Below are 12,314 nucleotides of genomic sequence, written 5' to 3' on the forward strand. Positions count from 1 at the left end.
GGGCGACCGGACGCTGATCCAGCTCTCGCCCTCGCTCCGATCTCAGCGTCCTCAGGGCCATAAATGGGCCTCGCTGCCATGCATTATGCGGATCACTCCACTGCCCTTGCCGGGTCCACCTTCACAGCACACACCAATGAGGTGGCGGCACTGCCCATCATCCATCGACACGCCATTTTCTCATTGTCTTCATTAAGCTGAGTTGGTTGTACGACCTGAGGGAGGATGATGCGTCTTGGCATGGTGTTCGGATGGCTGCTGGCAACGTGTTGCGCTGCCAGCAGCACGCTGTCCCATGCTCAGGCACCTGAGCTGCCGCTGACGCCGGAACAACGTGCGTGGCTGCATGCCCATCCGGTCATCCGGGTCGGTGTTTATGACAACGATTGGTTGCCCTTTGAGAAAGTCGAAAACGCTCGGCTTTCCGGCTTCGCTCCAGAGACATTGCAGGCCGCAGCGACCGCACTTGGCGTGAGCCTGGAGCCCAGGACCTATCCTGGCTGGGAGGCGGTGCTTCAGGCTGCCTGCGCAGGCGACATCGACGTGGTCATGGACGTGCAGCTCACGTCCGCGCGCACCCGCTGCATGGTGTTCACGCAGAAATTTGCCACGGCTCCCCTGGGCATAACGGCGCGCTCCAGTGATCGCCGGTCCATCACCAGCCTCGACCTGGTGGGTCTACGGATAGCGGTTGAAGATGATCAGGTCACAGCCGTCGGCGTCCGGGATCGCTATCCCCGCGCTCAGATCGTGCCTGCCAGCGGAACGCTGGCCGCCTTGAAGAGCGTGGTGCTTGAGGACGCCGACCTCTATATCGGCAACGCGTACGTCATACAGCACTTGACCAAGCAGGAACCACTGCGCGGACTGACCCTGCTGCAGCGTCCCGACGTTCCCCCCATGAATCTCTACTTCGGCGTTCCAAATGATGCTCAGCCGTTTGCTGAAGCCTTGGACGTGGCACTCAATTCGCTGCCAGAAGCGACGCGTGTTGCGCTGCGCGTGAAGTGGCTCACGCCCTTGGAATGGGCCGTCAACACGGGCATACGGTTTTCTCCTGAAGAGACAAAGGTCCTCTCTCAGCCCATAAAGTTGGGCGTTCCCCTGAATTGGGAACCCATCGCTTTTCGCGACAAGCAGGGCAAACCGTCAGGGATTGCCGGAGATTACTTGCAGCGATTCGTGGAAGCCGGCGCCAGGAATCTGCAGATCGTGGAATTCGAGGAGGGCGAGGCGCTGCAGCGGGCAATGCGGGACAGGACGATAGATGCGGCACTGGCCGTCCCCATGACCAACGCGGAGGCAAGCGCGGGCTGGCGTTTCAGCGAGCCGTTCATCACCATTCCAAATGTCATCCTTACCCACGTTGGCGCACCCAGAGTCATTGACCTGCGCGATCTCAACCACCGGCGGGTCGTGCTGTCCGAGCCAGACAGGTTTGGACCGCTCCTCAAGGCGCAAGCGCCCGACGTTCGACTCATCACTGCAGCCGATGCGGCGACAGCCCTCAAGCTCTTGGACGGAGACGGTGCAGACGCCTATGTCGGCAATCTTGCTGTGGTGGATCCGTATCTCCGCGATGCGTACGCGGGGCGGCTGCAGATTGCTGCACCAGCGGGAATTGAGGACCGTTTGACGCTTGCGGCCTTTGGGAACAGCGCCGCCCTGGCCTCCGCGTTTGATCAGGTTGTCGGCAATGTGGCTGCGGGAGAACGGGAACGCATTCGAAACGATTGGCTGGGCGTTGGCGACCAACCGGCGATCAATTGGCGGCGGGTCATGCTCTGGGCGTTGCCTGCCTTGTTGATTCTCCTCACTGGCGGCCTCGTCCACACCGTTGGCCACATGAGGCTTCGACGCGAGGTGTCCCAGCGTCGCATTGCAGAAAATCGGCTGTCCCGGGTCACCCGCAAGTTACCTGCCATCGTTTACCAGGTCCACCGCGCCCCGGATGGCACCTTCACTTTCCCCTATGTAGCTGGCGATGTCTTTTCACTTTTCGGCGTTGAGCTGTCAGACGTGCTCGAGGACGAGCGCGCACTATTCGCTCGGGTCCATCCTGATGATCAGAAGATACTGGTCGATGCAACAGAAGATGCCGCCGCCACAGGCACAGGGTTGTCATTCCAGTTCCGGGCCCTGTCCCCGGAAGGATGGCGCTGGATCTACTCCAAGGGCGAGCTTACGGAAAACACGGAAGCCGGTACGGAGTGGAGTGGCTACTGGGTGGACGTGACCGAGTCGCACGAAGCATCGATTGCCCTGGAAGACGCTATTGCAGTCGCTGAGAAAGCCGGCAAAGCGAAGGACGAGTTCCTGGCCACCATGAGCCACGAAATCCGCACGCCGATGAGTAGCGTAGCCGGCATGCTCGAAGTTCTTGGCCACACCGGCCTCGACCAGGAACAGGGTGCGATCCTCGCCAAGATCAATCGATCCGCGGCGGTGTTGCGCCAGTTGCTCAATGACACCTTGGACATGTCGAAGATCGAGGCAGGCGCGCTGACACTGGAATGGACCGCCGTTGATCTTGCCGATTCAGTGGACACGGTGCACGCGATGCTTGCCCCACAAGCCGCCGCCAAGGGGCTTGTCCTGTCGGCAACGCTCGCCCCTGCCGTCGCCAGCCGCGTACTGGCCGATGAACTTCGACTTCAACAGATACTGATGAATCTCACCAGCAACGCCATCAAGTTCACCGCGCACGGTGAAGTGTCCCTACGTGTCGACGTCGTGGCCGATGCGGTGGGTGAGCAATGCCTGGCCTTTTCTGTCACCGACTCTGGCATCGGCATCCCTGCCGACCAGCTGGAGCGCATATTCGAGCCTTTCACCCAGGCAGACCTTTCAACCGCACGAAAGTATGGCGGCACGGGCCTGGGCCTCAGCATCAGTCGCCGCTTGGCCGACCTGATGGGAGGCGAGCTGGAGCTTAAGAGCACGCCAGGCCAGGGAACCTGCGCCGTTCTTTCCTTGCGCCTCGCCGTGTTGACGCCAGAACCGGCCACTGCTGGGGAGGTCGCACCGTCGAACACCAGGCCAATTTCCTTGTTGCCTGCCCCGCCACCGGGACGCAGATGGCGCGTTCTGGTAGCAGAAGACGATGCCACCAGCAGGGAGATCATCCAGTGGCGGATGGGGCAACTGGGCGTGGAATGCGTCGCCGTGGAAGACGGCGCACAGGCGCTCGCAGCGTTGCGCGACGGGCGGTTCGATCTCTTGGTGACGGATTGCCAGATGCCCGTGATGGACGGCTACACGCTGGCCCGGGAAATCCGAGCGACGGAAGGATCAGCACGCGATCTGCCCATCATCGCGCTGACCGCAAGTATCTTCCCTGACGAGATTGCGCTGAGCGCGTCTGCTGGCATTGAAGAACTGTTGCCCAAATCCGCGTCGCTCAACGAACTGGGAGATGCCGTCGCGCGCGCCCTGCTGAGTCGAACCGACGTAACACACCGGCAGCAGGGCGAACCCTAGCCGGGCGTCTGCAAGGATCTGAGCCTTGTAGACAGCGCCCTGCGTTCGCTGGACCAGTACGACACCGAACATTGCGGCGAACCTGCCAAGGCAGGCCGCTGCCCCCTGAGCCGCAATGCAGCAGGCAGTTGGATCGCGTGCACACCAGCACAGCGGATCGGCCGGCTTGGGGCGACTTTCCACACGTTCTTCTGATGCAGGCGCGCCCGCATCGGCCAGCGTATCGATCTGCGGGCGGGTGATGCGCGCTTTTCCGCATGGCATCGAATGCTGGGCATGGCCCAATCAATCACTTGCGGACTGATTTGCAACAGTGGAGCGGGTGAAGGGAATCGAACCCTCGTCAGTAGCTTGGGAAGCTACAGCTCTACCATTGAGCTACACCCGCATCGCGGAGCACAGTTTAGGCGGCGGGGTGGCATGAGCGCAATGCGCGCATGCCGTCACCTGACTGGTAGAGCCGACTTCAGTCGGCTGCACCAGCGCGTCAGAAATCCGGGCGGTGAGAGAAGCCGACTGAAGTCGGCTCAACCGGGCTGCACCGGCAGCCCGCGGATTGGGGCGGTGAGACAAGCCGACTGAAGTCGGCTCTACCGGGCTGCACCGGCAGCCCGCGGATTGGGGCGGTGAGAGAAGCCGACTGAAGTCGGCTCTACCCATGCCCATAGCCGTCCGGAATGACGGCCAGCGGCCGTCATTCCGGATCAGGGTCAGAACGCGCCGCTGACGCTGGCGAAGACGGACGTGTCCATCGCCTTCTTCTGCATCGTGGTCGCGCTCAGGCCGATGTTGCTCTGCAGGCCGAACAGTTCCATGCGCGCACCCAGGATGGCGGTGGCGTAGTCCTTGTCGAACTTCAGGCCCGGCACGCGGTAGCTGCCCACGCCCGGCAGGCTCTGCAGGAAGGCGCTGCCGTCCTGGCGGTCTTCGAACTCGTGGTCATAGGTGATCTGCACGTACGGCTTGATGCTGCCGCCGTCCAGACGCGCCTGCCAACCGAGGCGGCCCACGGTGGAATCAGCATCCTGGTTGTTGTAACCCAACGCGGTGCTGCTGGCGTTGCTTTCCAGATAGCCGTCCAGCTTGATCTTCTGCCAGATCACCGCGGCCACCGGGCCGTGGCGGAAGCTGCCCTCTTCACCGAACTCGTAGCCTGCGTTCAGCGCGGCGGTCAGGTTGCTGCCTTCCGGCGATCCCTTGTGCTCGCGGGTTGCCGGGCCGAGGTGCACCTTGCGGGTGACGTCGTAGTCCAGCCAGCTGTAGCTGACCTGGCCGTTGACCCATGTACGCTCGCCGTACCAGCCGGCGAACAGGCCGGCCGTGGTGTCGGACTGGGTGAAATCGCCCTGGCTGTTGCCGAAGTCGGCATCCATGCGGCCGTAGCCGGCGAAGCCACCGACGACCATGCCATCACGGGCCCAGTCGATACCGAACAGGCCGGCGGGGGCCATGCCGTCGTACAGGTCGGCGTGGTCGTAGCGCTGCATGTCGCCGCGCAGGCCGCCCCACCAGGACAGGCCATCGGCCGGTGCGCCGCCCAGGTGCAGGCTGACCTGGTCAGCGCGCGAACGGCCGACGGTCTGCGCCGAATGGGTCAGCACCTGCTGCAGGCGCGGAGCTTCCAGCACGGAAATCGCGTACTGGCCAAGCATTTCGTGGGTGGCTGCAGACGGGTGGATGCCATCGGCGAATACATAGGCGGTCGCCGCATCCGGCGCGACCAGGCTGGTCGGATTGCAGGTGACCGACGAGGCCACGGTGCAGGCCGCGTTGGTCACGTTGCGGAAGCCATAGGTGCTCGGATCCGCGACGATTTCACGCAGGATGGTGAACGTATCCAGCGGGATGAACTCAATGCCCGCCTGGGTCAGGCCGCCGTACAGGGCGTTGTTGTAGGCCGAGGCGACCGCGGTGTACTGCGCCATCGCCGCCGGGCCACCGGCACGGGCCATCGGGGTCAGGCCGATGTCCGGCAGGTTCGGCACCACCACGTACTTGGCACCGGCCGCCTGCAGGGTGCCGACAATGCCGATCTGGCTGGTCACGGCCGCGCCGATGACCGCAGGAGCCTGCGCCGGGCTGGTGATGCCCAGCAGATTGTTCGCACCGCCCCACACCGTGTACAGCGCGTTCGGATCCGCCTTGCCGCCGTTGGCCGCCAGATAGCGGCTGGCCTGGGTGGCCAGCGACGGGGTCGGGCCCAGCGGACCCACCACGTCGGTCGCCACGGTGGCGCCGCCGGCGGCGTAGTTGTCACCGGTCTGGCCGTTGCCGTTCGGGGTGGCGTTGGTACCGTAATAATCGGCCACGTGTTCAGCCCACACCCATGCCGGGTTGGTGGTGAACTTGCCGGTCACCGGTTGTACCGAAGCGGGCAGCAGCGGGCGGAAGTATCCGCTGTCGGTCAAGCTGTCGCCGATGAACACCGTGCGGTTGAAGGCCGGTTCGACCGCCATGGCCGGCAGCGCAGCGAGGGCGACTGCGGCGGCAATCAGGGTGCGGACGGGACGTTTGCTGAACAACATGTGGAACTCCTGTGGTATCAATCGCCGGCAGTACGCCAGCGCACGGTGCAATGGTTTCACCCGCGCAGCCAAAGTCACGCTGCGCCGCGACATGCATTGTCGCTCTTGGGGTCCTTCAGCGACATCCCTGTCCGATGACGGGCACCGCCCGCGTGCCTTCGCCGGACGCATCGGGGACAATGCCGACATGAACATCCAGCTCAATGGCGAAGCCCGCACCCTGCCCTCCGGCACCACCTTGCACGAGTTGCTGCAACGCGAGCAGTTGCTGGAACGTCGCGTGGCGGTAGAGGTCAACAACGAGATCGTGACCCGCAGCCTGCATGCCATGCATGTGCTGGCGGACGGCGATGTGGTGGAGATCGTGCACGCGCTGGGCGGTGGGTGACGCTGACCGCTGCGCTCACCGAGCATGGCTCGGCGCTACCAACCGGGTGATGCTCACCGCTGCGCTCGCCGAGCATGGCCCGGCGCTGCCAACTAGGGGATAATCCGCGACATGATCGAACATGCCCCCTCTGATTCGCTGGTGATTGCCGGCAAGACGTACGCCTCGCGCCTGCTCACCGGCACCGGCAAGTTCAAGGATCTGGAAGAAACCCGCTTGGCCACCGAGGCCGCGGGCGCGCAGATCGTCACCGTGGCCATCCGCCGCACGAACATCGGCCAGAATCCGGGCGAACCGAACCTGCTGGACGTGCTGCCGCCGGATCGCTTCACGATCCTGCCCAACACTGCCGGCTGCTACACCGCTGAAGACGCCGTGCGCACCTGCCGGCTGGCACGCGAACTGCTGGACGGGCACAACCTGACCAAGCTGGAAGTGCTGGGTGACCAGAAGTCGCTGTACCCGGACGTGGTGGCCACGCTGAAGGCGGCCGAGATCCTGGTGAAGGACGGCTTCGAGGTGATGGTCTATACCTCCGACGACCCGATCCTGGCCAAGCGGCTGGAAGAGATCGGCTGCGCCGCGGTGATGCCGCTGGCTGCGCCCATCGGCTCGGGCCTGGGCATCCAGAACAAGTACAACCTGCTGCAGATCATCGAAGATGCCAAGGTGCCGATCATCGTGGATGCCGGTGTAGGTACCGCGTCCGATGCGGCCATTGCCATGGAGTTGGGTTGCGATGGCGTGCTGATGAACACCGCCATTGCCGGTGCCCGCCATCCGGTGCTGATGGCCAGCGCGATGCGCAAGGCCGTGGAAGCTGGCCGCGAGGCCTTCCTGGCTGGCCGCATTCCGCGCAAGCGCTACGCCAGCGCCTCTTCCCCCCTTGATGGATTGATCGGCTGATGACCGACCCGTTTTCCAGTACCGGCTCCAAGGCGCCCGCCAAGCCGTTCACCGTGCACGAAGGCCGCCGCGAGATCCGCAGTTTCGTGCTGCGCCAAGGTCGTTTCACCCCGGCCCAGCAGCGCGCGTTCGATGACCGCTGGCCGCGTTTCGGCCTGGACTTCACTGGTGAAGTCCGCGACCTGGCCACCACCTTCGGACGCGATGCGCACAAGGTGCTCGAGATCGGTTTCGGCAATGGCGTTGCCCTGCGTTTCGCTGCGCAGCAGGACGCCAGCCGCGATTACATCGGCATCGAAGTGCATGCGCCGGGTGTCGGCCGCCTGCTCAACGCGCTGGCTGACGACGATGTGGACAACGTCCGCCTGTACCACCACGACGCCGTGGAAGTGCTGGAGAAGGAAATCGCCGATGGCGCGCTCGATGAGGTGCGCATCTATTTCCCGGATCCGTGGCACAAGAAGCGCCATAACAAGCGTCGCCTGGTGCAGCCGGCCTTCGCCGACCTGCTGGTGCGCAAGCTGCGTCCAGGTGGCCGCCTGCATTGCGCGACCGATTGGGAAGACTACGCCGAGCAGATGTGGGACGTGCTTGACGCGACCGATGGGCTGGTCAACCGTGCCGGCGCGCGCGGCCATGTACCGCGCCCGGAATGGCGGCCGCAGACCCATTTCGAAACCCGTGGCCAGAAGCTGGGGCACGGCGTTTGGGATCTGTTGTACGACCGCACGTAAAGATCCACCCTTCCCCACGCTGACCGGAACGCGTCCCCCATGGAAACCGCGCTGACGCTGACAACCGACATGAAGCTCGTCCTCGGGCTGGTCGGTTTCACGATGGCGATGTTCCTGTTCGACCGCATCCGCGCCGATGTGGTGGCGCTGGTGGTGCTGGTCGTGCTGGGCGTCACCGGCCTGATCGCCCCGGAAGAAATCTTCGCCGGCTTCTCCGGTAACGCGGTGATGAGCATCATCGCCACGACCATCCTCGGCGCGGGCCTGGACCGCACCGGCGCATTGAACCGACTAGCGGCGTGGCTGCTGCGGCGCGGCCATGGGGTGGAGCAGCGCCTGCTGTTGATGACCACGGCCATTTCCGGCTTGAACTCGTCCTTCATGCAGAACCCGTCGGTGATGGCGCTGTACCTGCCGGTGGCCTCGCGCCTGGCCGCACGCACCGGGTTGACCCTGCAGCGGCTGCTGCTGCCGATCGCCGCAGCCATCGTGATGGGCGGCGCGCTGACCATGGTCGGCAACTCGCCGCTGATCCTGCTCAACGATCTGCTGGCATCGGCCAACAACAACCTGCCCTCCGGCCTGGCCACCATTGAGCCGCTGCGGATGTTCGCGCCGCTGCCGATCGGTGTCGCGCTGCTGATCGCCTCGCTGCTGTACTTCCACTTCTACGGCAACCGCAAGCTGGTGGAAGAAGAAACGCTGGCCAATGACGGGGTCACGCCGGCGCGCACGGAGAGCTACTTCGCCAAGACCTACGGCATCGAAGGCGATGTCTTCGAGCTGGTGGTCAGCGCCGAAAGTCCGATGGTCGGCATGACCCTGGGCGAAGCCGAAACCCTGCACGATGCCCCGCTGCTGCTGGCGTTGAAGACCGGCAACGACACCCGCTTGGCACCGCCGGCCGAGATGCGCATCTGGGTGGGCAGCGTGATCGGGGTGATGGGCTCGCGGCGGCTGGTCAGTGACTTCGCGCAGAACCAGTTCCTGCGCATGTCCTCCCGATTGAAGCACCTTGGCGATCTGTTCAATCCCAGCCGCGCCGGCATTTCCGAAGCGGTGGTGCCGCCGACCTCCGATGTGATCGGCAAGAGCGCGGCCGAGCTGCGCCTGCGCAAGGAGCGCGGCCTGAGCCTGCTGGCGATCAACCGCGACAAGCAGGTGATCCGCGAGGACGTACGCAAGGTGCAGCTGCGCGCCGGCGACATGCTGGTCTTCCACAGCATCTGGACCGATCTGGCGCAGGCCGCCCGCGGACGCGATTTCGTCATTGTCACCGACTATCCCAAGGGCGAGCAGCGGCCACACAAGTTCAAGCTGGCGATGACCATCTTCGCGCTGACCATCCTGATCGCGCTGACATCCAACCTGCCGGTGGCGCTGACCCTGATGACCGGCGTGGCCGGCATGTTGCTGACCGGCGTGCTGCGGATGGACGAAGCCTACGCATCGATCAACTGGAAGACGGTATTCATGATGGCCGGGCTGATTCCGCTCGGCTGGGCGATGGATTCCAGTGGCGCAGCGGCCTGGGTGGCGGGGCATACGATCGACAAACTGCCCGAGGGCATCCCGGTGTGGGTGCTGGAAGTGGCGCTGGCGTTGCTGACGACCGCGTTCTCGCTGGTGATCAGCCACGTGGGCGCGACCATCGTGATGGTGCCCATCGCGGTCAATCTTGCGTTGGCGGCAGGGGGCAACCCGACGGCGTTCGCGCTGATCGTGGCGTTGTCTGCGTCGAACAACCTGATGACCGCGTCGAACCCGGTGATCTCGATGGTCATGGGACCGGCCAATTACACCCCGCGCGAGCTGTGGCGCGTGGGGGGGCCGCTGTCGTTGATCTATACGATGGTGGTGGTGGCGATGATCAACATCATGTTCTGAGCCGGATTGGGGTTGGGGGCTTGGGGTCGGCTGCTGGCTGTTGGCTGTTGGCTGTTGGCTGTTGGCTGTTGGCTGTTGGCTGTTGGCTGCTGGCTGCTGGCTGCTGGGGGCTTTGGCTGGGGGGAGCTGGTGGGAGAGCTGACTTCAGTCGGCTGCCGTTGTGGAAGCCGACTGAAGTCGGCTCTACCTCGGTTGCTGTTGGAAGCCGACTGAAGTCGGCTCTACCTCGCTGTTGGAAGCCGACTGAAGTCGGCTCTACCCCTGCTGTTGGAAACCGACTGAAGTCGGCTCTACCGTGCGGGCGGGCGCGCCGGGCGGTTCATGCCAGGAAGACATGTCCGTCGCGCACCTGCACGGCAACCGCGCGCAATCGATCACCCTTGCACGGCCCTGCTACGCATTGCCCGCTGTCCAGCGCGAACGAGGCCCCATGCGCCGCGCAGACCAGGTGTCCTTCCCGGCTTTTCAGGAATTGGCCGGGGGCCCAGTCCAGCCGCCGCCCTGCATGCGGGCAGATGTTGAGGAACCCCCGCACGCTGTCGCCTTCGCGATACAGCACCAGCGACTCGGCATCCCCATCGATCACCACCTCGGCCTCGGCGAAGCCACCCTCGGTGATCCTGTCGACTGCGATGAGCGCTTGGTCGGTCATTTCTGACTCTGCATCGGGGAAAGCATTGATTGTCGCACGCCTGTCCACTTGGCTGGCTGTTACATGAATGCAAGTCGTTGATCTGTAATGAACGCGCGGCGTACTTAACGATTTTTTCACTCATGCGCCGAAGCATCGCCCTGATACTGGTTGTTCGCTGATTTCAGCCAAGTGAGTTACCCATGATCAACCGCACCTTCCAATTCGGCCATTTCCGCACTCTGTTTGCACCGCGCAAGCCGCGTCACCCGCTGGTGCGCGTTGCGGTGGGTCTGCTTGGGGTCGCCATTCTGGGTGTGATGGTGTTCGTGGGTGTTTTCGTCGGTGCAGCAATGATCCTTGCCGGTTTGGCGTGGAAGCTGCTGGCCCAGCGCAAGGCGCCCACCCGCGTGGCCGATGCCACCGTGGTGGAAGGCGAGTACCGCGTGGTCCGCAAGCCTGCGCTGCCGACCCACTGACAGGCCACTCCGCTCGATAAGGCATGGCGTAGCGCTGCCGCTCCCAGCAGGCGCCACGTTCGCCGGGCGCGGCGCTACACTGCGACGACCTGATCGTTAGGACGCGCGCATGACTGATGTAATTCCCGCCCATCCTGTTCCCCGTATCCCGGTTGTCGGTGGCGGCACGTTCCCCGTACACCGCATCTATTGCGTAGGGCGCAACTTCGCCGACCACGCAAAGGAAATGGGCGCCGCCGTTCCCGATGCCGCGGCGCGGGGTCGGCCGATGTTCTTCAGCAAGCCTGCCGACGCCATCGTGGTCGGCCACGATGATGTCATCCCCTACCCGCCTGCCACGTCCGACCTTCACCACGAAGTAGAGCTGGTCGTTGCCATCGGCAGCGATGCGCCGGAAGGCGTGCTGCCCATCGAGCAGGCGCAGGCATTGGTGTACGGCTATGCCGTGGGCCTGGACCTGACCCGTCGTGACCTGCAGGCCGCGGCCAAGCAGAAGGGTCACCCGTGGGACACCGCGAAAGGGTTCGACGCCTCGGCGCCGATCAGCGAGATCGTGCATGCCGGTGAAGTCGGTGACCTCGCCGCGCTGAACCTGTCGCTGGAAATCAACGGCGAGGTACGCCAGCAATCGCTGCTGGACCAGATGATCTGGAGCGTCCCGGAAATTCTGCATGAGCTGTCGCAGCTGTGGCGGCTGCGCGCAGGCGACCTGGTATTCATGGGGACGCCGTCCGGCGTGGCCGCATTGAAACCCGGTGATCGTTTCAGTGCACGATTGGAAAATGTCGGCGAACGCCATGGCGTCATCGCCGGCTGACATTGCCTGCGATAGGATTTTTCGCAGTCAGCCCCCCTATCAGGAGATCTCCATGGGATTCATCAGTGAGTTCAAGGAATTCGCAACGCGTGGCAACGTCATCGATCTCGCCGTCGGTGTTGTCATCGGTGCGGCCTTCGGCAAGATCGTTACCGCATTGGTCGAGAAGATCATCATGCCGCCACTGGGCTGGGTGATCGGCCAGGTTGATTTCTCCGACCTGGCGTGGACCTTGGCGCCGGCTCGCTTGGCGGCTGACGGGACGGAGATCCCGGCCGTGGTGATCGGCTACGGTGATTTCATCAATACCCTGATCCAGTTCGTGATCGTGGCGTTTGCCATCTTCCTGGTCGTGAAGTTCATCAACCGTATGTCGAAGAAGAAGGAAGCCGCGCCCAAGGGCCCGTCCGAAGAAGTGCTGCTGCTGCGCGAAATCCGCGACAACCTGAAGCACTGATCGCGGCACA

General features: G+C 63.9%; 10 protein-coding genes and 1 tRNA gene. 8 read left to right on the plus strand and 3 right to left on the minus strand.

The window, feature by feature from the left end; all coding sequences use genetic code 11:
- The first annotated feature begins 225 nt into the window (after nucleotides 1-225).
- Nucleotides 226-3,480, plus strand: a complete 3,255-nt coding sequence (locus IFT65_RS11385; RefSeq protein WP_192081520.1) for a transporter substrate-binding domain-containing protein — start codon at nucleotides 226-228, stop codon at nucleotides 3,478-3,480.
- Between the two features lie 314 nt (nucleotides 3,481-3,794).
- On the opposite strand, the gene IFT65_RS11390 is transcribed toward IFT65_RS11385, so the two are convergent.
- Nucleotides 3,795-3,868: transfer RNA gene (locus tag IFT65_RS11390), tRNA-Gly, on the minus strand.
- Between the two features lie 322 nt (nucleotides 3,869-4,190).
- Nucleotides 4,191-6,005, minus strand: a complete 1,815-nt coding sequence (locus tag IFT65_RS11395) for an autotransporter domain-containing protein (RefSeq protein ID WP_192081521.1) — start codon at nucleotides 6,003-6,005, stop codon at nucleotides 4,191-4,193.
- Between the two features lie 187 nt (nucleotides 6,006-6,192).
- Here IFT65_RS11395 and thiS point away from each other — a divergent pair, with 187 nt between their 5' ends.
- The 4 genes from thiS (at nucleotide 6,193) to IFT65_RS11415 (ending at nucleotide 9,920) form a co-directional block, all read left to right on the plus strand.
- A complete protein-coding gene (gene thiS / locus IFT65_RS11400) occupies nucleotides 6,193-6,393 on the plus strand; it encodes a sulfur carrier protein ThiS (RefSeq protein WP_192081522.1) in 201 nt (66 codons plus the stop codon).
- A 111-nt stretch (nucleotides 6,394-6,504) separates the two neighbouring features.
- Complete coding sequence (locus tag IFT65_RS11405; RefSeq protein ID WP_188326352.1) at nucleotides 6,505-7,299, plus strand: thiazole synthase; 795 nt, start codon at nucleotides 6,505-6,507, stop codon at nucleotides 7,297-7,299.
- Nucleotides 7,299-8,033, plus strand: coding sequence for a tRNA (guanosine(46)-N7)-methyltransferase TrmB (gene trmB / locus IFT65_RS11410; protein ID WP_192081523.1), 735 nt, complete (start codon nucleotides 7,299-7,301; stop codon nucleotides 8,031-8,033). Before IFT65_RS11405 ends, trmB begins: the two co-directional genes overlap by 1 nt.
- Nucleotides 8,034-8,072: 39 nt before the next feature.
- Nucleotides 8,073-9,920 (plus strand): SLC13 family permease, encoded by a 1,848-nt coding sequence (locus IFT65_RS11415; protein WP_188326350.1) that lies wholly within the window; start codon nucleotides 8,073-8,075, stop codon nucleotides 9,918-9,920.
- A gap of 319 nt (nucleotides 9,921-10,239) precedes the next feature.
- Here the strand turns inward: IFT65_RS11415 and IFT65_RS11420 are convergent, their stop codons facing one another.
- The gene (locus tag IFT65_RS11420) at nucleotides 10,240-10,572 is read right to left on the minus strand and encodes a Rieske 2Fe-2S domain-containing protein (RefSeq protein WP_192081524.1); all 333 of its coding nucleotides are present in this window, start codon (nucleotides 10,570-10,572) and stop codon (nucleotides 10,240-10,242) included.
- A 182-nt stretch (nucleotides 10,573-10,754) separates the two neighbouring features.
- On the opposite strand from IFT65_RS11420, the gene IFT65_RS11425 reads away from it, so the two are divergent.
- From IFT65_RS11425 to mscL, 3 genes are all read left to right on the plus strand, one after another.
- A complete protein-coding gene (locus IFT65_RS11425) occupies nucleotides 10,755-11,030 on the plus strand; it encodes a hypothetical protein (RefSeq protein ID WP_192081525.1) in 276 nt (91 codons plus the stop codon).
- 109 nt (nucleotides 11,031-11,139) lie between these two features.
- Nucleotides 11,140-11,847, plus strand: coding sequence for a fumarylacetoacetate hydrolase family protein (locus IFT65_RS11430; protein WP_192081526.1), 708 nt, complete (start codon nucleotides 11,140-11,142; stop codon nucleotides 11,845-11,847).
- Between the two features lie 52 nt (nucleotides 11,848-11,899).
- Nucleotides 11,900-12,304: a large-conductance mechanosensitive channel protein MscL gene (gene mscL, locus IFT65_RS11435; protein WP_188326346.1), complete on the plus strand. Its 405-nt coding sequence runs from the start codon at nucleotides 11,900-11,902 to the stop codon at nucleotides 12,302-12,304.
- Nucleotides 12,305-12,314 lie beyond the last annotated feature (10 nt).

The organism is Stenotrophomonas sp. CFBP 13725, from assembly GCF_014841935.1.
GTDB lineage: Bacteria > Pseudomonadota > Gammaproteobacteria > Xanthomonadales > Xanthomonadaceae > Stenotrophomonas.